General features: G+C 46.1%; 25 protein-coding genes and 1 riboswitch. Of the genes, 4 read left to right on the forward strand and 21 right to left on the reverse strand.

What is annotated here, in order from left to right; genetic code table 11:
• Positions 1 to 142 precede the first annotated feature (142 nt).
• Positions 143 to 2185, reverse strand: a complete 2043-nt coding sequence (gene tkt / locus NSQ38_RS28690) for a transketolase (RefSeq protein ID WP_289391539.1) — start codon at positions 2183 to 2185, stop codon at positions 143 to 145.
• 434 nt (positions 2186 to 2619) lie between these two features.
• Here tkt and NSQ38_RS28695 point away from each other — a divergent pair, with 434 nt between their 5' ends.
• The gene (locus NSQ38_RS28695; protein WP_339785484.1) at positions 2620 to 3099 is read left to right on the forward strand and encodes a hypothetical protein; all 480 of its coding nucleotides are present in this window, start codon (positions 2620 to 2622) and stop codon (positions 3097 to 3099) included.
• 74 nt (positions 3100 to 3173) lie between these two features.
• Here NSQ38_RS28695 and purU read toward each other — a convergent pair whose 3' ends face one another.
• Together purU and NSQ38_RS28705 are read right to left on the reverse strand one after the other, a co-directional pair.
• Positions 3174 to 4067 (reverse strand): formyltetrahydrofolate deformylase, encoded by an 894-nt coding sequence (gene purU / locus NSQ38_RS28700; protein WP_339785488.1) that lies wholly within the window; start codon positions 4065 to 4067, stop codon positions 3174 to 3176.
• Positions 4068 to 4110: 43 nt separating this feature from the next.
• Complete coding sequence (locus tag NSQ38_RS28705) at positions 4111 to 5217, reverse strand: deoxyribonuclease IV (protein WP_315938224.1); 1107 nt, start codon at positions 5215 to 5217, stop codon at positions 4111 to 4113.
• A 170-nt stretch (positions 5218 to 5387) separates the two neighbouring features.
• On the opposite strand from NSQ38_RS28705, the gene NSQ38_RS28710 reads away from it, so the two are divergent.
• Both NSQ38_RS28710 and NSQ38_RS28715 read left to right on the forward strand, forming a co-directional pair.
• On the forward strand, positions 5388 to 5855 hold the full coding sequence (locus NSQ38_RS28710; protein ID WP_339785490.1) for a DUF2621 domain-containing protein: 468 nt from the start codon (positions 5388 to 5390) through the stop codon (positions 5853 to 5855).
• Between the two features lie 158 nt (positions 5856 to 6013).
• The gene (locus NSQ38_RS28715) at positions 6014 to 6925 is read left to right on the forward strand and encodes a TIGR01777 family oxidoreductase (RefSeq protein WP_338592247.1); all 912 of its coding nucleotides are present in this window, start codon (positions 6014 to 6016) and stop codon (positions 6923 to 6925) included.
• Between the two features lie 25 nt (positions 6926 to 6950).
• On the opposite strand, the gene NSQ38_RS28720 is transcribed toward NSQ38_RS28715, so the two are convergent.
• The 16 genes from NSQ38_RS28720 to NSQ38_RS28795 all read right to left on the reverse strand — a co-directional run bounded on the left by NSQ38_RS28720 (position 6951) and on the right by NSQ38_RS28795 (position 21373).
• Positions 6951 to 8717 (reverse strand): DUF6382 domain-containing protein, encoded by a 1767-nt coding sequence (locus tag NSQ38_RS28720; protein ID WP_339785492.1) that lies wholly within the window; start codon positions 8715 to 8717, stop codon positions 6951 to 6953.
• A gap of 337 nt (positions 8718 to 9054) precedes the next feature.
• Positions 9055 to 9564, reverse strand: a complete 510-nt coding sequence (locus NSQ38_RS28725) for a prepilin peptidase (RefSeq protein WP_339785494.1) — start codon at positions 9562 to 9564, stop codon at positions 9055 to 9057.
• 17 nt (positions 9565 to 9581) lie between these two features.
• Complete coding sequence (locus NSQ38_RS28730; protein WP_339785497.1) at positions 9582 to 10646, reverse strand: pilus assembly protein; 1065 nt, start codon at positions 10644 to 10646, stop codon at positions 9582 to 9584.
• Positions 10643 to 12760, reverse strand: a complete 2118-nt coding sequence (locus NSQ38_RS28735; RefSeq protein ID WP_339785499.1) for a hypothetical protein — start codon at positions 12758 to 12760, stop codon at positions 10643 to 10645. Before NSQ38_RS28735 ends, NSQ38_RS28730 begins: the two co-directional genes overlap by 4 nt.
• 91 nt (positions 12761 to 12851) lie before the next feature.
• The gene (locus NSQ38_RS28740; RefSeq protein WP_339785503.1) at positions 12852 to 13526 is read right to left on the reverse strand and encodes a TadE/TadG family type IV pilus assembly protein; all 675 of its coding nucleotides are present in this window, start codon (positions 13524 to 13526) and stop codon (positions 12852 to 12854) included.
• Complete coding sequence (locus tag NSQ38_RS28745) at positions 13510 to 13698, reverse strand: Flp1 family type IVb pilin (protein WP_339785506.1); 189 nt, start codon at positions 13696 to 13698, stop codon at positions 13510 to 13512. Before NSQ38_RS28745 ends, NSQ38_RS28740 begins: the two co-directional genes overlap by 17 nt.
• Positions 13699 to 13709: 11 nt before the next feature.
• Positions 13710 to 14579: a type II secretion system F family protein gene (locus NSQ38_RS28750; protein ID WP_047842033.1), complete on the reverse strand. Its 870-nt coding sequence runs from the start codon at positions 14577 to 14579 to the stop codon at positions 13710 to 13712.
• A gap of 12 nt (positions 14580 to 14591) precedes the next feature.
• Entirely contained in the window at positions 14592 to 15335 is a 744-nt protein-coding gene (locus NSQ38_RS28755; RefSeq protein ID WP_339790756.1) for a type II secretion system F family protein, read from the reverse strand.
• Positions 15336 to 15375: 40 nt separating this feature from the next.
• Positions 15376 to 16680: an ATPase, T2SS/T4P/T4SS family gene (locus NSQ38_RS28760; protein WP_339790758.1), complete on the reverse strand. Its 1305-nt coding sequence runs from the start codon at positions 16678 to 16680 to the stop codon at positions 15376 to 15378.
• Positions 16677 to 17894 carry a ParA family protein gene (locus tag NSQ38_RS28765; protein ID WP_339785508.1) on the reverse strand — a complete coding sequence of 406 codons (1218 nt, stop codon included), beginning with the start codon at positions 17892 to 17894 and terminating at the stop codon, positions 16677 to 16679. Before NSQ38_RS28765 ends, NSQ38_RS28760 begins: the two co-directional genes overlap by 4 nt.
• A 161-nt stretch (positions 17895 to 18055) precedes the next feature.
• Positions 18056 to 18439: a VOC family protein gene (locus NSQ38_RS28770; protein ID WP_017690000.1), complete on the reverse strand. Its 384-nt coding sequence runs from the start codon at positions 18437 to 18439 to the stop codon at positions 18056 to 18058.
• A gap of 144 nt (positions 18440 to 18583) precedes the next feature.
• Complete coding sequence (locus NSQ38_RS28775) at positions 18584 to 19447, reverse strand: DUF6612 family protein (protein WP_339785510.1); 864 nt, start codon at positions 19445 to 19447, stop codon at positions 18584 to 18586.
• 61 nt (positions 19448 to 19508) lie between these two features.
• Complete coding sequence (locus tag NSQ38_RS28780; RefSeq protein WP_339785512.1) at positions 19509 to 19931, reverse strand: thiol-disulfide oxidoreductase DCC family protein; 423 nt, start codon at positions 19929 to 19931, stop codon at positions 19509 to 19511.
• 188 nt (positions 19932 to 20119) lie between these two features.
• Positions 20120 to 20398 (reverse strand): hypothetical protein, encoded by a 279-nt coding sequence (locus tag NSQ38_RS28785; RefSeq protein ID WP_017690003.1) that lies wholly within the window; start codon positions 20396 to 20398, stop codon positions 20120 to 20122.
• A gap of 99 nt (positions 20399 to 20497) precedes the next feature.
• Positions 20498 to 20743: a zinc ribbon domain-containing protein gene (locus NSQ38_RS28790; RefSeq protein WP_036610816.1), complete on the reverse strand. Its 246-nt coding sequence runs from the start codon at positions 20741 to 20743 to the stop codon at positions 20498 to 20500.
• Between the two features lie 210 nt (positions 20744 to 20953).
• Positions 20954 to 21373, reverse strand: a complete 420-nt coding sequence (locus tag NSQ38_RS28795) for an organic hydroperoxide resistance protein (protein ID WP_017690005.1) — start codon at positions 21371 to 21373, stop codon at positions 20954 to 20956.
• 398 nt (positions 21374 to 21771) lie between these two features.
• Here NSQ38_RS28795 and NSQ38_RS28800 point away from each other — a divergent pair, with 398 nt between their 5' ends.
• Positions 21772 to 23067 (forward strand): Nramp family divalent metal transporter, encoded by a 1296-nt coding sequence (locus NSQ38_RS28800; protein WP_036669231.1) that lies wholly within the window; start codon positions 21772 to 21774, stop codon positions 23065 to 23067.
• 136 nt (positions 23068 to 23203) lie between these two features.
• Here NSQ38_RS28800 and NSQ38_RS28805 read toward each other — a convergent pair whose 3' ends face one another.
• Positions 23204 to 23887 (reverse strand): HAD family hydrolase, encoded by a 684-nt coding sequence (locus tag NSQ38_RS28805; protein WP_165980370.1) that lies wholly within the window; start codon positions 23885 to 23887, stop codon positions 23204 to 23206.
• Between the two features lie 193 nt (positions 23888 to 24080).
• Positions 24081 to 24479 (reverse strand): hypothetical protein, encoded by a 399-nt coding sequence (locus tag NSQ38_RS28810; protein WP_235193755.1) that lies wholly within the window; start codon positions 24477 to 24479, stop codon positions 24081 to 24083.
• A 115-nt stretch (positions 24480 to 24594) separates the two neighbouring features.
• A riboswitch (cyclic di-AMP (ydaO/yuaA leader) is annotated at positions 24595 to 24770 on the reverse strand.
• Positions 24771 to 24857: the final 87 nt, after the last annotated feature.

Genomic DNA, 24857 nt, shown 5'->3' on the forward strand with positions numbered 1-24857 from the left:
GGGATGAAGCTAGAAATGGAGTAGCAGAGCGTAGGAGAAAACTACGTGAGCAACGGACATTTCGGCTGAATCCCATATTCGATGCTGATGATGCCGTGAGGCATCCTTCGTAATCAAAAGCAGACTTTTTGAACAACCTCTATTACAGCAATGCTTTTACGCGGCTAACCACGTTGTCCACTGTAAAGCCATACTCTTGGATAACACGGTCGCCAGGCGCGGAAGCACCGAATGTGCTGATTCCGAGAATGTCACCTTGATCGCCAACATATTTCTCCCAGCCCATTGGATAAGCCATTTCAATTGCAAGACGAGCTTTAACATCCGGAAGAAGAACGGACTCTTTATAAGCTTTGTCTTGTTTCTCGAACAGATCCCAGCTTGGCATGCTGATTACGCGAACTTGGATGCCTTGTTCTGCAAGTGCTGCTTGAGCTTTAACAGCCAATTGCACTTCAGAACCTGTAGCGATGATTTGTGCTACCGCTTTGCCATCTTTTGCATCAGAGACAACATAAGCACCACGTTTCACGTTCTCACGTGAACCTTCAACGGTACCTTCGAGGATCGGCAGGTTTTGACGAGTGAGTACGAGTGCAACCGGGTTGCTCTTGTTCTCAAGCGCGTAAGCCCAAGCAGCCGAAGTTTCATTACCGTCAGCCGGACGAATAACCGTCAGGTTAGGAATGATACGCAGGGATGCCAATTGCTCGATCGGTTCGTGCGTAGGACCGTCTTCACCAACAGCGATACTGTCGTGAGTCAGAACATACGTTACAGGCAATCCCATCAGGGCAGCCAGACGAACAGCCGGACGCAGGTAATCGGTAAATACGAAGAACGTACCTCCGAATACTTTCACACCGCTGTGCAGTGCCATACCGTTCATTGCTCCAGCCATACCGAATTCACGGATACCGAAGTAGATGTTACGGCCGGAGTAATCTTCAGGTGTGAAGTTCTCCAGGTTGTTCAAGTGAGTCATTGTGGAGCTTTCCAAGTCAGCAGATCCACCTGTCAGTTGTGGCACGTTGTGTGCCAGACCGTTCAGAGCGTTACCGGATGCTACACGAGTGGAGAGCGCTTTGTCTGTTGCTGCATATTTAGGAAGATCACGGTCCCATCCTTCTGGAAGGTCGCCGTTAATCGCTGTTTCGAATTGAGCTGCAAGCTCAGGATATGCTTTTTTGTACTCGGCAAATTTCTCGTCCCAAGCTTTATTAGCAGAGATACCACGATCTTTCACTTGTGCAAAGTGATCGCGAACTTCAGCTGGTACGTGGAAGTTTTCTTCATAAACCCATTTGTAATACTCTTTAGTCAATTTGGCTTCGTCTGCACCCAGTGGAGATCCGTGAGTACCGCCGTGGCCGCCTTTACCTTGTTTGTTCGGGCTACCGTAACCGATAACCGTTTTAACTTCAATCAGTGTAGGACGCAGTGTATCTGCTTGACCTTCCTGAATTGCTTTTTCGATTGCAGGCAGATCGTTACCATCTTCAACGCGCAGCACTTGCCAGCCATAAGCTTCAAAACGCTTCGCGATGCTTTCGGAAGAAGACAGATCCAATTTACCATCCAACGTGATGTCATTGGAGTCGAACAACATGATCAATTTGCCCAAGTGCAAACGTCCAGCCAGGGAAGCTGATTCATGCGATACGCCTTCCATCAAGTCACCATCACCACAGATTGCGTAAGTGTAGTGGTCAACTACGTTGAACTTGTCTTTATTGTATGTTGCGCCCAGTTGAGCTTCAGCCATCGCCATACCTACAGCCATTGCAATACCTTGACCCAGTGGGCCGGTAGTTGCATCAACACCTGCAGTATGTCCGAATTCCGGGTGACCCGGTGTTTTGCTTCCCCATTGACGGAACTGTTTCAGTTCTTCCATTGGAAGATCATATCCGCTCAGGTGCAGCAAGCTGTACAGCAACATGGAGCCATGTCCTGCAGACAGGACAAAACGGTCCCGGTTAACCCAAGTTGGGTGGTCCGGGTTATGAGTCATCGTTTTTGCAAAAAGTTGGTACCCCATTGGAGCGGAGCCCATAGGCATACCCGGATGTCCGGAATTTGCCTTCTCAATTGCATCAATCGCCAAAGTACGTACGGTCGTAATCGACAGGTTGTCGATTGTAGTGTTCTCGTCCTTTTGAATCGCTTCGTTCTTGTCAGTCATGGTTTGTCCTCCTCATGTCTTTAGATAAGTCGGGTGCGCAAGCGAATCCCTCTCATCATACAAGCAAACCGAATTTCACAATAAGTGAATCCGCTTGAGTGTTTCATTTTGACTTATTCACTTTTGTATTGTATCACTTGGCGTGAAGCTTTTCCATAACCTTCTTTTAGAAGTTCGTGAAAAATCGGTTGTTTGTGATGAATAATCCTTGGCCAATCAAGCAAAAATCGTACTTTAAAAGGTACTAAATTCCAAAAGCAGACTTAAGGAGCCTCACAAATCCATCGCATGAAGTATAACCTTTAACCTGAAAACCATGCATTTTTTAGATATTCATCCTCAATTCACATATAATGTTCCTGAATATGGATTCGAAAATTGGGCTATGGTTTACTTTTCAGATGTACATACGTCAATCATAGGAGGTTGCGATCATGCCAGATCCTGCGGCTCACCCATCAACATCGGTAAAACACTCATTACCCTGGATATCCGGTATTTTAACGGGGGTTCTCTCGGGAGTTATCCTGGGATTTTTCCTTAAAGTGATTCAGGCCAACACAGGTGAACAAGTATATACCCTGCTGCTGAATATTGATTTTGTACCTGGTCTTCCGCCAACCTTACCCGAATTGATTGAATTTTCTCTGCATCTAGTTATTTCCGTTGTGATTGGCATCTTCTATCTGTGGTGGATACGGCGCACAGGGCGTCCCATGTTCAAAGGATTCTTGCTCGGTGCCGCTTCATCCCTGCTCTACATTCCACTCTCTCAATTGTCATCACGTGTTCCAGACCTGTACGATGTGGCCGCCATCTTCTACTGGATTGTAGGACATCTGCTGTTTGGTATTGTGCTTGGCTTGTGCGGAAAGTATATTATGAATGCAAAAAAAGCGACTCCCGCTTCGTAAACGAATTAGGGTCGCCTTTTTGTTAGTCTATTACGTGGTTCCGAATCAACCTTGCACAGTATTAAAGCATGAGCTTAAAATACAACGGTTTTATTTTCGTGAACAAGAACACGGTCTTCGACATGCCATTTCACGGCACGTGCAAGCACAACCCGCTCAATGGTACGTCCAATACGCTTCAGCTCGGTTACATCGTCCCCGTGGCTTACACGCTGCACATCCTGTTCAATAATCGGGCCGCCATCCAGTTCTTCCGTAACATAGTGCGCTGTCGCACCGATAATTTTGACACCACGGTTGTACGCCTGCGCATACGGTTTACCACCCACAAAGGCTGGCAGGAACGAATGGTGGATATTAATGATTCGATTACGGTAGTGCTCAATGAACATGGGAGAGATGATCTGCATGTAACGAGCCAGAATAATCACATCCACATCATTGCCAATGACGTCCAGTTGACGCTGTTCTGCTTCTTTCTTGGTATCTGCTGTAACCGGAATATGATGATATGGAATGCCAAATGATTCTACATAGTCCTTCATGTCCAGATGGTTGCTGACCACAAGCGCAATATCGGCATCCAGGTCGCCTGCCTGCCATTGCCACAACAATTCAACCAGACAATGATCTTCTTTGGATACAAAGATAGCCAGTTTCTTCTTGCGGCTAACCGCAGATAACGTCCATTCCATCTGAAAACGGCTTGCTACTTCTGCAAAATCAGCTTCCAGTTTCGGCAGGTTGTGGAGCAATTCCGTAAGATCAAACTCAATCCGCATAAAGAACATGCCGCCAGCAGGGTCCATGGTGTACTGGTCCGACTGAACAATATTTGCACCATGCTGGTGCAGGAAATGAGATACGGCAGCAACAATTCCTGGACCATCTGGACAGGAAATAAGCATGCGCGCACGATTGGCGCGGTTTTTAGAATCAGGGCGTACTTGTTTAGCGTGGATCTCCATCGGGTTATTCTTCCTCCTTCAATTAAGCCATGACCTGCGGGGGTTAACCCGCAAGCCAGGCAATCAAGCGATGATTCAGTTGTTCTTCATTCAAATGCGGGAACAGTGCAGCTTCAGTCACCATGTCATAGAGGCGTTCCAGCGGTTCGCGCGGATCTGCCTTTTTGGCTTTGGCATCATTTTTGAGCAATGTCCACACATCCAGAATATACGAACGAGACTCAATCTCTTTACCTTTGAAAAAGTGTTGCAACTGTTCTACTTCTGTCAGGAAATCCTGGCCGAATCGACCGGCAACATCCCCACGAAGCAGGGCAATCTCCACCTCATACATTGGACGCTGTGTCTTGGCCTCTTTACCAATCCAAGGTGTCTCCAGAATAAATGGACGTCCTTGAAGCTTCTCATGGTTGACGATGCGGTTAATCGCCTCAAACCCGATCCAGCCGGAGCCAATTGGTGTATGACGGTCCTTGTGCGCACCCACAGCATTCTTACTATCATTAATATGCATTACGGCAATGCGGTCAAGTCCTACTGTACGATCGAATTGTTCCAGTACACCGTCAATATCGTTAACAATATCGTATCCGGCATCATGAATGTGACATGTATCCATACACACAGTGAGGCGCTCGTTATACGTTACTTTCTCGATGATCTGTGCGATCTCTTCAAAACTGCGTCCCATCTCCGTACCTTTGCCAGCCATGGTCTCCAGAGCGATGTTCACATCTGTCTCTTTCACACCCTCCAGCACTTCATTCAACCCTTCTGCGATCCGTCCGATCCCATAGTGGGCATCTTTGTCTGTAAATGCGCCGGGATGTAATACGATGTTCTTCACACCAATGGCATGTGTACGACGGATCTCTTCCTGAAGGAAATCTACAGCCAGTCTATACGTGTTATCTTTGTATGAACCAAGATTAATAATGTACGGTGCATGGACAACGATATCTTCCATTCCACCCTCTTGCATGGCAAGCTTGCCTTCTTCAATATACATGGATTCAATTGGCTTGCGACGTGTATTCTGTGGTGCACCCGTATATATCATAAACGAACTGGAACCGTACGAGGACGCTTCCTTCGTTGCACTCAATAATCCCTTGTCCGAAAAGGACACGTGGGAGCCGATTTTCAGCATTATTGATCCCCCTTAATCTGAATTATCCCTTATTCTAACGCGATTATCGAAATAAATCTAGAAATGCGCTATAATTCGGGATAGAGGCTATTTTTAACAGCTAATATGTGGAACATGGGTAGGCGGAATCCGTCTTTCCGTGAAAATCAATGAACCGAGGTGACTCCGCAATGATTTTCGACTCCTACGCGATGATACTGACCAGCAGTTCCCCCAGCAATTGGTTTATGAATACAATCGCATTCTGGACTTTTGTATTGCTTGGCAGCATGTGTATCGGTGGATTTTTCATGATGCGCAAGTTTTTAAAAGTGCTACCAAAAGCAGACGGAAAGTCCAAACTGGATTGGCAGAATTATTGGGTTGAAGCCAGCCGTCACTTGTGGACTGATGAAGCCAAAGCTTTTTTGGATCAACTCGTGGAGCCTGTACCTGGGCCATTTCGTGACATCGCCAAACATTCCATTGCTGCAGAGATTGGTAAAATTGCAGTCGAAGACAACGCAACGGAAGTATCGAGAGATCATTGCATTAAAGGATACATTATTGCCACACCGAAGCGGGATAATAAGTTTTTGGTGAAATTTTTGGAGAAAAACAAAATCGATTATTCCCCTTATCAACATTTGATTAAATAAAATAAAAGATGAGTTAAGTGGCATATGGATTTGGTTAATTAGATACAGATATGCTCCGTCAGGTAAGTTGTTCCCAACAGGCATTGCTTACCGCACGGGGCTGTTTGTCGATTCAACGGTATATATCAGCGCAGTGAAAATCAGAGAGGATGTTTGATATGAAAATTGCCATTTGTGGAGGTACCGGATTTGTGGGAGGAGCACTTGTAGATTACTGGCTGCAAGCCGGGCACCATGTGAAAGTTATTACACGAAAACTGCCTGACTTGCATAATCCAAGTAAAAATCTTTCATATATATCGTGGGAACAAGTCGAAGAACAACCTCACTTGCTGGAAGGTATGGACGCTCTCGTTAACCTTGCCGGAGAAACGCTGAATCAACGTTGGACAACCAAGGCGAAGCTGGAGATTGTTGAATCCAGAGTCACGACCGTAGCGCGGGTAGCCCGATTGGTGGAATCCCTAGAACAAAAGCCGGAAGTGGTCGTTCAGGCTTCGGCCATGGCCATCTATGGAACCTCCCCTAACGAAACCTTTGACGAGAATAGTCCGCAAAAATCAATGAATTTCCCTTCCCGGGTCTCGGAACAATGGGAAGTTGCTGCAGATGCAATCAAAAATGTAAGACTCGTTAAAATTCGGGTAAGTCTGGTTCTTGGACATAAAAGAGGGGCTTTTCCATTGATGAAACTTCCTTACATGCTGGGTGTTGGTGGCAAAATCGGCAGTGGCAAGCAATGGACTAGCTGGATTCACATTATGGATATCGTAAGACTCATTGATTTTAGCATTCAAAATAAACAAGTATCAGGTCCGGTCAATGCTTCCTCACCAAACCCTGTCACCAATGATGAATTCGGTCGCACGGTGGGCAAGGTGTATCATCGCCCTCATTGGTTCCCCGTACCCAGCTTCCTAATTAAAACCTTGGTCGGAGAACTATCCGTTGTCGTGCTTCAGGGGCAGAGAGTCATTCCGCAAAAAGCTCTCGACCACGGATTCCAGTTCACCTTCCCAACATTAACACAGGCTCTTGAAGATCTGAAGCACCGTGGCTTATCCGACTGATTGTACCACGAGATTGAACTATGTCTTATCCAACCGACCGATAGGTGTAAACTGATTCCGCAAGTGTAAATGTGTCTCCATCCGCCAATGGATACTCCTTATACGGAGCAAGAATATTGCCCTGAAGAACGGTGCCATTGACGGAACCCAGATCCTTAATCACATAGCCCGATTTGTTCCGGCTCAATTCCACATGAGCACGGGACACGCCGGTCGCTGTGTCCACCCACTGAACCATGTCTGCTGATCTTCCGATGACAAAAGATGCTCCTTTCACATCCATCCGTTCATGTTGGTCACCGGTTCCAGATCTTCGTTCAAGATAATAAGACGCCATCACCGGGCCTGCCCCTATAACATTACCTCCACTCAGATTCTGCAAATTCACGGTTGCCTCCGCAACTGCATCCTGTCGAATTAGCTCTGAAGTTGAAGCTACCGTTTCCACATGACGCTGAACGATCGGTGGTTCGGAGTGTTCAGGTGTCATATGCAGACTTTGATAACGAGAATGCTCGCTACCACCTTCTGAGGCGGATGCAACTGTTTGATTTATGCGTTCTGCTGGCCTTTCAGCTGCATTCCAGCGCCAACTTTCCTGAAATAATTCCTCATCCTCTTCCGTTTGCTTGCCTTTGTTCTTACCTAAATTAAATGAAAAAGGCCTCTTATTCTTTGCGTCATTATGAGGACTTCCCTTGCGCTTCCACGTCCATCCTGCTACACCAAGCAAGCCAAGGCTTAGTACCATGCACAGGATCATCTGCGTCTGTCCCGGTTGCTCCATGTAAATAAATCTCCATACCAATGCCATGACAACCATGCAGCCCAATATCATATAGGTTACTTTGGAAGAACCGGGCTTCTCCTCTACTTCCATATCAACACGCTCTAGAGAATCATACCGATTACTCAGTCCCTGATCAATGCTGTTTGATCTCTCTAATGAAGATTGCTCAGATGAGCGCCTGCCTGTAAAGGTTCGAGATCTCACCGGAATGTCTTCAACCTGGGATTTGCTCGTTTTCTGCGGATGTCGGAAATTTAGTTGTGGCTCCACAGCAGCATTTTGAACAGGAGCACCGGGTTGATATGATCGAGAATTGGCTAATCTGCTATCCCGCTCAGAAATCGACAAATGAAGATTACCTCTTGAATCATCGAAGGTTTCCGAAGTTCTGGACGAGAGAAATGCTGCGCTTCCTCCATTCTCTTGCTCGTCAGCATATAATTCCAGCAGAAGCTCTCGCAACTGTCTGATATCCCAGCGTTCGTTGTCACATAACTGCAGAACACTCTGAATGCCTTCTCCCTGCAGTTCCTGTACATGTGCCATCAGCCTGATCACCAGCTCACGGAATTGCTGAGATGTTGGATCAACTTCAACCCTATCCATGACTGGTACATATACCATCCCAAGCTCACCCTGTTCCAATGAACCATTGATGAACAAGTACTCTTCCTGGATCAATAATTTACGTGGCTCCAGCATATATTGCCGGCATTCCATAAAGGCATCGGCTAGTTGAAACAACAGACCATACAGAACACGCAACTTGATTTTGCCTGACTTTAACATCTGAGATAACATCTTGTACCCTGATATGTCGTACTGCAAAGTTACATTTCGATCGACTTCCCGAATATGAACAGGAAGAAGTCGCGGAATCTGATTGGAGGACAACATCCCCATCTGCACCCGGCTCAATTCCTCCATTCGTAACCCTTCTGCTTTTTCCAAAACCATGAACGCTCCACCGTTACGAATAAAATCTCTCGTTAATCCATACATGCCAATCCTCTCTTTCCGTTGCTATATAGGATCAACTAAAGAAAGTTACACTGGGTACTTCGATGACGGAACAACCTTCCGATCGCTGTTATCCCCAGATTTCTTGATTCCCTTTGTAAAGGGGAAAATCCGGGGATAAAGGCGAAGCATATGCTTCCGATGCAGCTTTCTTTCAGAAAGCTTTTAGCTCCGCTTCTTCAGGTTTTTTCCGTCCTCTCCGTTCTCGTGTAAAAAGTTTAGTTGATATAAGTTGAGTTACAATACACCACACTCTTCCACTCCAATCGCAGTGCTATCTTCGATCGCTGTTATCCTAACGTTTTCCAGACTCCTGATATCAAGGGAAAAGTCCTGAGACAAGGACCGTGATAAATCCAGGTAACACCGCCAGCATAAACGGAAACTTCAATGTCTTCTCTTTATTTACCAGCTTGAGCGAACCGAGCATGAAAAAACCTGCAAGACTGCCTGCCATACCCCGAATCCGTTTCGCTGAGTCCTTGCGGAATAGAAGTATCACTAAACCAATGGCTCCCGCATACAAAACGGAGTAAATAATGACATGAATGCCAAAAGCAAGCCCTGTCCATGCGCCAATCCCACCAAACAATTTCACATCTCCTGCTCCTACGGCCCCAATCGCATACATCAGAAACAAAATGCCAAAACCTGCTGCAAATCCAGCGGCTGAGAACAAAAAACCATCCCAACCTCCCCATATGATATGGGCCAGTACGCCTGCAACAGTCACAGGTAAAGTCAATCGATTTGGAATTTTCATGGAACGAATATCTGTAATAAAAGCTGCAATAATGTAAATGCCACAGACTATGTAAAACCACTCCACCTCCATCATCCCCTTCCTTATTTTCTGGATGCCACGGTAAACGTAGTCTCCGTCTTGGCACCGTCCCCTGTCTCAACAACAAAACTCCATGTTCCTTCGGTTGTCCGAGTACCAACAAACCAGTTCCATTCAATAATTCCATTCTCATCTGCGGTGGCCCAGCCAATGTGCTTCGCAGAACTTTCACCTGACTTGTAAAATATCGTTAAGTTGGCTGTCGCTCCTGGTTCTACCTTCACCTTGATCGTTGCATTGTTGCCTATGTAAGCCGGGTCAGGCTTCGACAGTACCGTTGCTGAACCCGCAGTATCCCCGTCTCCTGCGCTGCCATCTGATCCTTCTCCGGTATCTCCAATCCATACCCGTTCTGCCGCAGCAGCCTGAATCCGTAGCGGTTTACTGAGAAAGGGAACTTTTACCGGCAATTCATAACTCAGTTCAAGTCGGAAATATGGATTTGTTTTGTTTTTTAGATCAGGTATCGAAATGCCATTCACATGAACACGTTCCATATTCAGCAGCGTTGGCTCGATAAATGGTTGAAGCAGCGGTTTTACCGTGGGATCAAGTACAGTTTCCAAGACGGATGTCTTGACCTCCTGTAGTGGCTGTTCACCACTAGCCGCTGCTGAACGTACCCAATCACTTAATGGCTCAGGTAGAGAAGAAGCATAACCTTCTGCCCATTCCGTCAGAGATAATTCTGGTATCTTCCAACCCCCTCCAGAACCTTCTCCGCCGGCAGAATCAGAAGGTGTGAATGCCAGGGAAACGGGATATATTTTCGTTGATAATTGCTTTACTGCTTCCCCTGAAGTGCTCTGTAGCGCTGTGGAGATTAGAGTCATTTGCACAATGAAAATGAGAAACATGATAAAGAACAGAAAGACAGGTAACACCAGTGAGGCTTCCAGAACCATGCTGCCCTGTTCCTTTTTCGGAGAACATATCTGCTTATTCAAAGACTTCAATCGTTGCAATCTGATTATTCGTGTTAAACGAATCTGCTTTTGTATGCTTTCTTTTTCATAATGTTGCTGCTTATCCATAATCCCTCCACCAAAACGATCCTGATCATTCAATAGGAATAATCCGCCTTCCTCTCAATGAAAAATCGCCCATCTTCAACCTGATCCTCACTACCCATAACTGCACCTATGCTTCTAACCACCCCTGGTAAAAACCACAGCTTGATGCTACTACGCATGTTACCCGAAGCATACGTCCGTTTCTCATCTGGATTAACACCGGTATTCAATCGAATTAGCGCCAGCATTCTGGACATTTTGCGTTCATTGTTGCTGTGCATCAAGAGGAACAATCGAAGATGGTCCCTATACGTCAATTTGACCTTGATATACTTGGACAATTCCACACTGCCCTCTTTTGCTAGTTTCACCATATCGGCAATGGCGTTTGTAATCCCGTATAAGATTGCCGCCGATAATACCAGAAGTGGGTTCCCTAGCTTGCTGTGCTCAATTAACCCTTCTGCCGTTCGAATAGCCAGACGCATTCCGAAGATTTCCGCATATGCCGCAGCGATGTTACCCGATGGATTATGAAACCCGTAAACGATATACTCCAGTTCCTGATTCTCCAATTTGAAGACATCACCAGCATCTCCACCACCTTCAGTCCAGGTAAATAGTTGACCAAAATCCATGGAATTGAAATAGGCTAGAGCATACTCATTCTGGAACAATTCGTCGCCAAGACTATCCAGCAGACCGGACATCCCGCCAAACAAACTGTCCATTCCCTTCATGGCATCGCCACCAGACTCATAGGGATCACCAGCAATCTCTGCCTTTTTGGCCTCCTCACGACTAGCCTCGTTAAAAGCAATATTAGCGTTGTAATATTCCTCCAGCTGTTTGAAAGCGTCCATGGAACCCGAACTTCCATTCTGAATCTGCGACAAGATTCGTTTGACATCCTTCAATTTCCCTTTGGATTCTTTGTCATTCGCTTTGCGCTGGGCATCCGACCCACGACCACTCTCCAGCTGCTGCTTACTTTGCAGGATGAGATTGGCAGGACCGCTACGTACATAGGTGTCCATATATCGCTCCGTAACCTGACTTGCCTGTCTGACCGCCGGTTTAATCGGAACACCGCTCATGCCTGTGACACTGCGAAGCTGTGTATTCAATTCCATGTTGTCTCTTCTGACGTTAGAGAAGTCCGTATTCTGGGAAACAACCCGTGCCTTCAATTGATCAAATAGGCTATCTGCCCTCACAAGCTCCGAAGCAAGAGAACGTGTACTTTTAGCTTCAGTGCCTGATCCTTCAGATACAGGACTCGTTCCAGGCAAATTCGAGTTGCCCACGTTGTCATAGCTCGCATTCTCCGAACGGTTCTCCCCCTCCGCGATCACACGTTTCATTTCCTCATTGATCTTGCGTGCTTCTTCGATCTTCGACTGTGCTTCCTCCAGCTTCGTTTGATGGGCCTGTAACGCGGGCTGCATGATCATGCTGATGCCTGTCACCACATTACCAACACCGGCCCGATAACGAGCCAGTTCCAATATGTATCGTTGCTCTCTGAACGGCAATCCCTCATCCGCCTGTTTCTTGTTAAGATAATCTGCATAACGTGCTGCTGCCTCGGCAGCTGTCTCTGGTGTTTCTTCCAACATTTCTTCATAGATAACTTGTGAAGGCGGGTCCATGATCAACTTTGGAAGATTCTTCAGCTTCTCCGCGGATTCCGTCTGATTAGCAATGACTTCATCCAGTAGTTCTTCACGTTTGTCATATAACTTCTGTAATTTTTTCAGCAAGTCTACCGTGTGCGCAGCTTCCTTCATCTCGTCTGACATCGGTTTGAACCGATTGATCACTTCAAGGGTAAAATCAACCGGAGCCCGATACTTCATGTCCTCCTGAATCTGGCGATTAAATATATCGTATCTGCCCAGTTCACGCTCCATGCTCAGCGAAGTTGTATCCCACTGGATATCCAGAATGGGAAATCCATCTTTTACAGCTGAAGGCTTCACGCTATCATTCAGTACTTTAGCCATAATTGCATCCCCACTGCTGTCCCCATACCCGAATAAACCATACTCCCGGAGTGATGTGTCATAGGCTGACATGACGGATCTCATCGCAGCATGAGTCATGCGTTCGGTCTGCACCTTGAATGCCGCTATACGAGCGTAATCAATAAATATTGCGACAAACATATAAACTCCGGCCAATATTAATATTAAAAAAAGGGTTACGGCTCCCGACTCACCGTCTTTTTTTCTAAACAGCTCCGCCCTCCTCCTTTTCTCACTTTTTGCTTTTGCCAAAATGCTGCACAACCTGTCCGGCTTCTGCCGCTGTACTGGTCGCCGCACCGCCTTTACCTTTAAACTTGGCTGCGTAATAACGGACCAGATCTACCGTTCGAATGAATTCAACCGGTTCAACAACTGCGGACGATCCTTGAGTGAGGACACGGTTACCTGAATCGAACAAAAAAGAAGGAAGAGGCAAAGAAATTACTTGTTCCAGCTTGGTTGTTATTTTCCGCTGAATCAGAGAATTCTGATACTCAATCGTTCCTTTCATAGCTGAGGGCATATGCTGCACCGCTTGTGCTAATTTCTGTTCCGAAAGATTGCCGCCTTCACCAGCAGGTATAGAAACGCTAACCTGATTATCCGCTCCCGCCCAGCCAAATAGTGCTCCAAGCATACGATCATCCGTCAGTCTCCAGTACAGATTGTCATGTTCTCCAGCGACAACTTCACCCGTCATCGCCTGCTTGTGGCTGTTGTCCCAGCTATAGGCTGCACGTTCGGAAGCTGCATAGGCATGTTGATTCAAAAATGTCTTTTGATACATGTACATGGTAAAGAAGAGCAACAACACAAGAATAAACAGCACAACAGGAAAGATCAGGGAGGCTTCAACCGTGAAGCTCCCTTCTTCTTTTTTGTACTTGTTATTCGAAAAATTCATTACTTTTATCGCTAACATTCTTCAAAAGTCTCTCTACCAACGTCTTAATTTGGTTTTTAAAAATCAAAGCAATAATGATAATAACCCCGATAATCAGAATCAGCTCCAACGTGCCGAGCCCGTCCTCTTCTTTCCAAAATGCGTTTACCTTGTTTTTCAATAATTCCATCATCCCAATTCCTCCTACATATTCATCATCATAAAAGCAGGTGCCCCGATCATGACCACAATCGTAAAAAAGATCAGTACCATCGGAAACACCAGTTTGGAAGAAGCCTGTTCTCCCTTCGCCCGACTGACAGCCTTGCGTTTCTCCCACAACACATGTGACAGATCCCGCAGCGCCAATACAAAGTCACCTCCCCCACGCCGGAAATTCAGCAGCACTGTTGTCGTAAAAATCGTCACTTCCTGTACACCGCAACGGCGGCTGAACTGTTCAAATGATTGTTGAAACGAGTAACCATTATTCCAATCTCCCACCGTCTTCCGGAGTTCGTTGTACAACGGATGATTCCGTTCCCCCTGGCTTGTCACACAGTGAACGATGGCACGTTGCACGGTCTCCCCTGCGCCAACCAGCAGTACAATTCGGTTCAGCAGCTCAGGCAGTTCCATAAGAATATCCTGGTCTCTTCGCTGCACCTTTGTATTGAGGTCTTTGTAGAGCGCAAAAGGTAACGCTGCACCGAGCGCGAGCCCACCTACCATACCTCCGATGCCCATATCTCCAACGAGTGATAACAGGCAGCCCACCAGCAGCATGAGCCACGTGTAGGTCAACATTTCGGCGCAATACAGCATCGTTTTTTCTCCACTGTGCTGTATGCCATACATTTTCTGAATGGCATGTTGCATTCGAAACATGAGCACTGGCAATCTGCGTCCAATCTCAAACTTGTCCAATATAAACAGGAAGGGGCCATGTAATTTTTTCAGTCGTAATCCTTCCATATCCAGCTTGCGCAGATGCCGGTAGGTCTGTCCCCGGGTTCGATCCAGCACCAGCCATCCCGCTCCGAGCATCCCTGCGACTATAACGGGAAGCAGCATCGTTTCAGCTCCTTATACTTTGATATCCATAATGCGATTAATCCACAGATAACAGCAGGCGAGTACTGCCAAGGCACCACTTGAGATGAGGTAGCCCATCCCGCTATATAACGGCTCCATAAAGTCTTTAGCGGTCAGATTGAGGAATATCAGAAAAATAAATGGAGCGGCAAACATCACCTTTGATTCGAACTTTTTCTGCGATACCGCGACCATAATATCCTGCTGAATGTCCAGCTTCTCCCCAATCACCGCAGAGGTACGACGCACAACCTCAACCAGATCCCCGCCAGTTCGTTTGCACGTGATGAACACATCTGCAAAATTCGTAATATCTTCAATCTGCGCCCGATCCGAAAAATCCTGTAGTGCCTCTTCGATTGGTTGTCCATACTCCATCCGTGTCCGCAATATCGTGAACTCACGAATCAGATCGGTATCCGCTTCCGGGTTCAACATCCGCAGATCCTCCACGGATTCCTTGAATCCATTTTCCACCGATTTTCCCGCGGCTAGTGCCGAAGATAATGCATATAACGCTTGCTTAAAATGTAAACTGAGTGTCATTCTTCTTCGTTCCAACAGCACTTTAGTCCAATGTTTTGGTACCCTTATGCAACCCGCAGCCAGGATCGCTCCAGCCAACCAGTGATGGTAGAACAGAATTCCGATGCCAAAAAACAGCAGACCACTAATCAACATACAGACCATTCGTTGTCTCCGGGAAAGCGTATATACGGTGTAATCCGTCAACATCTGTCTGGCTTCACCCAACAGTAATCACCTTCCAATGACTTTAATTCACGTTGTTATCTGATGAATTTGTTTCAATACTATATTGTTCTATGTATCCATCCAGCCATTCCCCAAGCCCAGCCATCTGAATTTTATCCACCTGATTCAACTTTCCAACCTGTACTAACCCGCCAATAATTTTGCCTTCACGCTCTTCTTGTTCCTGGAAACGAAACAGTGGATTCAGCATAACCTCACCGTCCTGCATGCCAATCACTTCACTAATCTCTGTCACCCGCCGTGAACGATCTCGCAGCCGGGACAGATGTACAAAAATATCGATTGCTGAACTAATCTGCTGCCTTACAACCGCAATAGGAAGATCTGCACCGCTAAGTACCATCGTTTCGAGTCTGCTAATCATGTCAGAGATGGTATTCGCATGCCCTGTAGACAAAGATCCATCATGGCCAGTGTTCATGGCCTGTAACATATCCAGCGCTTCTGCGCCCCTTACCTCACCAATCACAATCCGGTTTGGACGCATCCGTAAGGAAGATTTGATCAGATCCCGAATAGATATCTGTCCCTTGCCTTCGGTGTTTGCATTCCGCGTTTCCAGTGACACCAGATTTGGTACCGTAACAATCTGTAACTCAGCCGAATCCTCAATGGTAATAATCCGCTCATCGGCAGGGATGAACTGTGATAATGCGTTCAGAAAGGTCGTTTTTCCCGATCCGGTCCCGCCTCCAATGAAGATGTTGTATTTGCTCCGTACCAACTGCTGCAATAATTCTGCCGCTTCTTCATGCAGGGCTCCCTTTTCAATCAGATCGGACATCTTCATCGGTTCACTGGGGAATTTACGAATCGTCATCGTGGGACCTTTCAAGGCAATAGGGGGCAGCACGATATTGACCCGCGAACCATCCTTTAAACGGGCATCTACGATTGGAGAAGACTCATTCACAATCCGGTTTACCCCGGACACAATCATCTGGATGATATCCTCGAGCCGTTCCCTGGACTCAAATTCAAGGGTGATCTGGCTGACTTCACCTTCCTGCTCCACAAAAATCTCCTTGTGACTATTGATCATAATTTCCGTAATATCGGGATGATCCACAAGTGGCTGCAAAATATCCAATCCACGAAAGGAGTCAAACAATCGCTGTACCAGCGTATGCCGCTCTCCTGAGGTCAGATTATCCAGCTTCGGGTCAGACAGAACTTTGCGTTCTATCCCCTGCCACAGTTCATCATCTCCTGCGGAAGAGGTTAAATCGAGTCCAGCCCTGACCTCCCTGCGCATCATCTGAAACTGTTCTTCACGATCCAGCATTCTATTGGATGAATCCGTCATAGTGCCCACCGATCCTGCTTCTGAATTCGTCCCGTCTGCTTCAATTCTTCTTCGCCATCTTGTACCAGCATGGCACATAATCTCTTCACTTCACGTTGGAAGATCGGAGAACTAAGCATTACCTCCTCCTGACTGAGTTGCTTCCAAGAAGGGATATAGGGCAACACTGCATCCAGATGCAGATCAGGACGTGGGAGTGCATTGACGACATTGTCCCGATATTTGTTAACCACAAAGCGTGAACGCTCCAGTATACTTTCGTATAGATCTGGTTTCGTACGCTCAGCATGCTGTAACCATTGTCCCCATCGATGCATGGCAGATATATCATCCTCAACGAGCCAGACAAATGCATCTGCTGCATCCAGTACCCCTTCACTGCGCCCATCCCAATCGGAATCCCCATCCAGAATCAACACGTCATATTGTCCGCAATCCGTTAAATAACAAATAAGATTCGACGTATCCTCACGAGTCATTTGCAACAGTTCTTTACGATTCGATAATGGCCAGAACACATCGGATCTCAGCGCTTCATGCCGGACTACATATCTATCCACAGCCTTAGATTGCACCTGTAACTGCTTGCCGGATTCCTTTCTGCCCACCTTCAGATCGTATAACAGACGTGACAATCCCGTCTCCGCATCCGGGTTACGCTGCCCACTTCTAGTTAGTCCCTTTTCCAGAAACGGGAGCGTACTGTCCAGCGTCTCCAGATTCAGATAGAGAACAGCATATCCTGCAAGTCCCAATTGCTTCGCCATATGCAGAGCTACTGCCGTTTTGCCACTTCCACCCGAAGCGGATACTACACCGATGGAGAGCGTCTCTTGCCCCGGATGGTGAACCTTCTTACGGCGTGGCTGTCGGCAAGCATGCATCACAGCATCCAGCAAAGCAGGCAAGGGTTGGTATTTCATCAGCCGCTTGGCCTCATCCACCTCTTCCATCCCTTCACTAAGCATTAGCCAAGGTACACCTGATCCTTCTCCCCCGTTATTCAGCCAGTCATTCAGAAACTCCGGTTCTGCAATAACCAGATCCGGTAATTCTCGACCTTCTTGCTCATTCATGTGATCCTTGAACGAATCCCCTTGGGAGAATGCCGTGAAACGCACATGGAGACCAGGCGAATTTCCCTGTACATAATCAAGCCAGGCGCTAATGTAATCTCTATCTTTTGAAACCAGAACTACCTTCAGTACAATCAAATTTTCCTTCCCTCCCTGTCAAAAAGCACAAAAAAGCACCGTCCAATAACCGCATGAATATGCAGTATATGGACGGTGCTTCCGTCACGTGCTATGAATGTATGGATAATATAGCATACAATTTCTGGGGGAGCAAGGGATTTATTCTAACCCATTTCTCCTTAAGAGTTATACGGTGAATCGAACTCAATAATGTTACGGTCAGGATCAAGTACAAAAATCTGTGCGAATCCCGCTACACTATCCGGTCTCGCTTCATACTCAATTCCCTGCTGCTCCAGCCAAGCTATAGTCCCTGAATAACTGGTGACCCAGATCGCAAAGTGGCCGTCTGTTGTATCAATCCCAGCCTCACGTAACGTGTGCCCCTCCGGGTGCTGTAACAGATGAAGCTGCTGGCTACCGATGGCATACCATGTACCTGTGGAGCGGAAAGGCGGGCGTTCAATCTCCTGCATTCCCAGTAACCCCGAATAGAATTTCTTCGCGATTTCCAGATCACGTACAGCCAGACTAACATGGTGGATGTGTGCATATTCGATCATCTTTTATATCCCCTCTCTACTTCAATATGACTATACTATAACACCTTCAACCCTGACCATAATCTCCGCTAAACAGAAAAACACCCCTGATTCTAATCTGGTAAACCTCTCGGCTCACACAGATCTAGTTCAGAGGTGCCTGTTTTATTTAGCGCTATCCAATGCTTCTTGTGGAATCTTGATCTCTTCCACTTGATCCTGGTTGGAGAACGTACTGGTCATCTTCATGTCCATCGTCATTTTCTGTCCATTCTGTTCCATCTCCATGACCATGGTTACGTCCGTACTTGCAGGCAGGTAGGTTTCTTTGTTGATCATGTATTTCATCTTCATGCTGGTGATATTCATCTGATCAAGCATGGCTTGCATCTGGGTATCCGATCCGTTCTGCTCCATCACGGCTTTGGCCAGTTCCTTCACGTTATCACCGGATACGTCAGCGTTAATCACATAATTGTCGCCTTCTTCGGTCACTTCAGTATCTTCTTCAATCTTTTTGAATTGCTCCAATTCACCTTCCGGGTTCATGCTTGCTTTCATCTGCTCAATCAGTTCCTTGGTTTGAGCTTCAGGAATCGCAACCCATTGATCCCCAACTTGAGAGTAGATTTTATCCGATGTGATATACTGCTTCACGTTCTGAGCTTCCTGTCCCGACATTTCCATTTTCATCTCTTGATAGATCATCATTGGATCTTTGATAATATCCATCTTGAGCGATGTTTTAACCTGTTGATCCTGGGACTGTTCACCAGCATCCAGTTTCAGATTCTGATCAATGTTTGCTTCAGTTGTGAAGCTTTTCATTTCTTTGGTTGCTGCATTGGTTTTGGTAATCAATTCGTCCAGGGTAGGGATCTTTGTTTCCTGCTCTGCAGGTGTATTACCCTCGTTAGATGTTTCGTTGTTAGTCGCTGGCGGCGTTGCCGTATTATCTGTATCGTTACTGCATGCTGCCAAGCTCACTGCTAATAATGCCCCGATAAATAATGTAGTCCACTTCTTCAAGTTGTTGTCCTCCCAAAATAGATATGATCTGTATTCATTACCCAATTATTTCCGTTATTAATCATAAAAATCGATCTTTGATCTCCGGTGTAGGCAACATGCACGCTTCATCCTTGCCAAACCAGCGATAACGGTTGCGAGCAACCCAGTTATAGACTGCATTACGAATAAATTTCGGTACAATAATGAACACATATAACAACGGATAAGGAAACTTCAGACTCTTAGCCAGTCGCAGTGCGGCGGTTGAACGTGTATAGTATTTTCCATATTCAATCAGAACAAAGGTATCCATACTGTCTGTCGACAAATTGCCTTTCTCCAGCAGTTCCTTGGCTACATCTGATTGGAGCGAAGCAAAATGATATTTCCCTTCCGGGTCACGCTTAATAATCCATTTGGTTAAGCCCTGGCAGAAGTGACAGACACCATCCACCAGTACGATCGGATGTCCCTGATGCACATCTGTTTGATTTGCTGTCATATTGGCTGCCTCCTATTGTTGCGGTTAGAGTAACTTACCCAATCTGGGCCTTCTTGTTGACTAATTCTAAATTTATTTCTAGAGGTAGTTCAAAAAGACTGAAAACCGCTCTTTTTGAACACGCATTTATTGGAAATATAAAGAAAAAGAGCGCAGGCATTGTGCCCGCGCTCGTATCTGTCCGACAATTACTCCGTAACTGCCTTTTCCATCCATTGGTCATCGATCATCTGTTGATGCAGGTCACTTGCCCACTGGTCCATACATTTGCAAATGAAATCTTTGCGACATACTGGACAAGGCGTTTTCTGCAAACGACTGATATTGGTCATCTTCCATTCCGGGGAACGGGAGTAGAATACACGGCATTTTGTACCGTCTACCAAATTCATTTTAAATTCGTACAATCCGTCTTCCTTGTTACCATAAGCTAATTCTAAATCTGCAATACGCGGTCTATAAGACATGGATATCACCTGTTTAATTCAAATTTGGTTCATGCAATGACACTACTCAGTACTAAGTTATATTAAAGAAAATTCAGTTCAATGTCAACTCGCGCATGTCTACCCGCCAAACAGAATATCCAGAATAGTCCCTACCTGCCCCTGTTTTTTCCCTTTCAAGACATCCGGATCAAATACTTCAACATACCCGCAGGAAGCACAAGCCACGAACAGGTAATGGTTATGCTGTATATCAAACATCTTGCTCAGGCCTGCTCCTGACATGGAAACTTCCTTAATGTTACAATCCGTGCCTCTGCATTTTGTACACACAAATCGCCGCTCGATCATCTCTTCAATACTCATCTTTGTTCCCCCTTTATGGAATGTGTAGCATGAAGTGAGAGTGCAATTATGTAAAATAGTACGCGATCTGGCATCTAATCTCCTGCATCATGTCCTTATATTATAATCAACACAAAGCCCTGCCGATTGCCAGCAGGGCTTTGTAGTCGAACATCAGGTATCTGGGATACCCTGCTCTATATGTTCCCTTTACTTGCAGGGAGTCAAATCTTAGACTACGTTTAATACAACATCAATGTTGCCACGTGTCGCTTTGGAATACGGACAGAAATCATGTGCCTTGCGGGCCAGATCTTCTGCTTGACTGTGATCCACCCCAGGCATACTCACGTCCAGGCGAACAGATAATTGAAAACCGTCATCCGCTGGGTCTTTACCAATGGATACGTTACTTGTAACGACCACATTCTCCAATTTCACACCTGCTTTACGAGCAACATTGGCAAGGGCACTCTCATAACATGCTCCATATCCAGCTGCGAAGAGCTGCTCAGGGTTGGTACCTTCACCACCGGAACCTCCAAGCTCTTTCGGCATTTTCAAATCATGTTTGAGCACGCCATCCGAAGAAGTTACTGAACCTGTACGTCCACCTTTAACTGTCGCTACTGCTGTATATAAAGCTTCCATTAAGAATCTCTCCCTTATCCATTTAGTTTTTACTGCCTTCCTTTCAATTTAAACTTCTGGCTCATTTTGAAACGCATTTTAGTTCTTTATAAGCTTTTACAACTTTATTATTTTCATGCATTTCAACGCCATGGCTGTATTTTTCCTAAGGTTGGGTAATATACGAAGGGGCATCTTCAAATTAGAACCTAAATTTTGTGTTAATACATAAAAGTTGCACTAGACAAAAATTATTGAAGGAGTACAATGTAACAATAAACATAAAAATTTAGATATATCATGCGTGGTTTGTCCCGCATCAATATTACCAAATCAATAATTCAAAGTCAGGTGATTATCGTATGAGTAAAAAAAATCCGTTCAACGCTCCTTCAAGAGAATCATTGTCTACTGCGGGCATGGCCCCTTCGCTTGGAGAAGCACATAGTTCCATGAAAGTCCCGCAGAATGCTGCATGGTGGAAGAAATTCCTCGCCTTTGTAGGCCCAGGATACCTCGTTGCCGTAGGTTACATGGACCCCGGGAACTGGGCAACAGATATCGCAGGTGGCTCACAGTTCGGGTATACCTTGTTATCCGTTATCCTGTTATCGAACCTGATGGCCGTTGTACTTCAATCATTAGCTGGAAAGCTCGGCATCGTTACTGGACGGGATCTGGCCCAAGCCTGTCGTGAACGATTCAGCATGCCTGTTGTCATGATGTTATGGATTCTGTGTGAACTCGCCATTGCAGCTACCGATCTGGCTGAGGTCATAGGTTCTGCCATCGCGTTAAAGCTGTTATTTAACATCCCCATGTTATACGGCGTGATCATCACCGCAGTTGATGTACTCCTGATTCTTGTACTGCAAAACAAAGGATTCCGCGCTTTGGAAACTCTCGTCATTGTGCTCATGGCGACCATTGCCCTATGCTTCGGTATTGACCTGTTTCTAGCGAAACCGGATATGGGCGGTGTTCTCCACGGTTTTGTACCAAATGTTGAGATTCTGCAAAACCCGGCTATGCTCTATATCGCCATTGGTATTATCGGAGCAACCGTGATGCCGCATAATCTGTATCTGCATTCTTCCATTGTGCAAACCCGTCAGATCGAACAGACACCACAGGGCAAAAAAGAAGCCATTCGGTACTCGACCATGGATTCTACGATCGCGCTGACACTGGCCCTGTTCATTAATGCAGCCATCCTGATTGTATCTGCTGCTGTATTCCACAGTGCTGGTATGACACAGGTTGCCGAGATCGCAGATGCGTACCATCTGCTGACACCTCTATTGGGTACTACGGTTGCAAGTATTCTGTTCGGTGTGGCGCTGTTAGCATCAGGTCAGAACTCCACCCTTACAGGTACACTCGCTGGGCAGATCGTTATGGAAGGTTTCCTGAACATTCGAATTCCGGCTTGGCTGCGCAGACTGGTCACACGTCTGATCGCCATCATCCCGGCTGTAATTGTCACAGCCATTGCAGGAGAACATGGCACAGAAGAACTGCTCATTTTGAGCCAGGTCGTGCTGTCTCTTCAATTACCCTTTGCTGTAATTCCCCTGGTGATGTTCACGAGTGATAAAAAAAGCATGGGTGCATTCGCCAACAAATTGTGGCTCAAAATCATCTCATGGGTCATTGCCGCGATTATCGTTGTGCTGAATGTATATCTGATCATTCAGACGATTCGGTTATTCTAATCTCGTTCTTATCGACCAAATACAATAAAGGCTGATCAACTCTGGTATGCAATACCAAGTTGATCAGCCTTTATTGTTGCAGTACAGCAACGTGTTTCCTTTTATAGTAAAACGCTAAACTCTAATAAACAATTATCTAATCCTGATTGGGCACCAGTAATGGCAGGAGTTCATCCAATGAATTAACAGTCCAATCCGCACGTTCGTCATCCGATCGGTCTGGCTGGAATCTTCCGTAACCCTGCATAATCCGAATTGTACGCATGCCCAGCTTCCGAGCAGGTATAATGTCGTTATCGATCCGATCGCCGATCATGACGGCTTCCTCCGGTTCACAACCGGCCTGCTTCAAGGCCACAGCGTATAACTCAGGGTCTGGCTTGGACACTCCTTCTTCAGCCGAACACGCCAGAACATCAACATACTTCCGCAAGCCGTAGCTCTCCAGTCTTTCTTCCGTTCCAGGACTCTGATTGGCAATAATGCCAATACGATAATACCGTGACAACTGCTGAAGAACGGAATCCGCTGAAGGAAAAGGACGTTCAAGATCTTTTTGAAATTTCAGCTTGTCCTGAATCTGTTTCTGGTGTCCCTCGTCTTCAACGAATGTGCGAATCGCCACTCTCATAGGCCATTGCTCATATTTTCGGTAACAGTTCGCGAACAGTTCGCGTACCGCCTCAATCTTTACCGGATATCCCAAAGCACAGGCTTCACGGACGAACTGTCCAATAATATCATCAACCGGCTCCCATTCATCCACCAGCGTATCTCCAACATCAAAAAACAACCATTTCAATCCACCTACATCCGGCACGCCAATTCCTCCTTGTAAGCCACAGGTGATTCCTGATCCAAATCTAAAAGTTCGTGTTCAAAAAGTCTTGAACTACCTTTAAAACCATAAAAAAGAAGACTCACCATCATGCATGAGTCTCCTCAAATTTCCGTTTATCGATACATTCAATTATAACAGGCACCTTACACCTGAGCAATCACAAGCTATGGCATTACCCATTGAGGAGAAAGCCAACTTCCCCATTGAGCGAATATACAATCCGGTCTGCGCCCATGCCCCGATAGATGCCCTTAGGATGACTCTGCTCTGTAATGACGCACAGGGATTTCGATGTCCATGAACGGCAGATCTGTAAATAACGACAGGTCAGATTCAGGCTGTTCTCGAAAATAAACACGTTGCCTACGCTGCCCTGCGGCAAAAACCATTTTTGAGCTGCAGCCGTATTCATGCGAATGACATGTTCTACTCCGATTCTACGGAGTCTGCGCTCTTCCCCTGCACTGTTGGTTAGAACGGCAAACGGCATTTTTTTGTACATCAGCAATTTGATAAATTTGCGTCCTGCTTCATTTGGAGCAGTCACTAAGATCATCTCAGTATCCATCATTCGTTCCTCCCTTGGCGTGAAAAGACAACAAAAAAGAAGCGTGGGGGACCAAGGCCTCCCGAACGCTTCTTAAAGAACCCATGGCGAAAACGCCATGAACCAGCGTACGGCTTGTTGCCTCTCCCTTTAACGCTTACGAGGTTAGCTGACGGATTCGGGCGCGAGAGTCGCCCTATTTCCGGCTGTCACCGGAAAATTCACCCCATGAATGCCTACTGTCCTGGACAGCGCATTCTGTTGGTTCCCCCGTTTCCCACTCATCAATGAATGGAAACTCAGCGATTAAAACATCGTTCGTATATCTTAAAATAAGATCGAGCGATATTATCGTTTGTTTCGTTTTTCAGGTACAATTTAGTTTAAATTGAAATTACGTTA

Origin of the sequence: Paenibacillus sp. FSL R7-0313 (assembly GCF_037969885.1) — a bacterium.
GTDB lineage: Bacteria > Bacillota > Bacilli > Paenibacillales > Paenibacillaceae > Paenibacillus.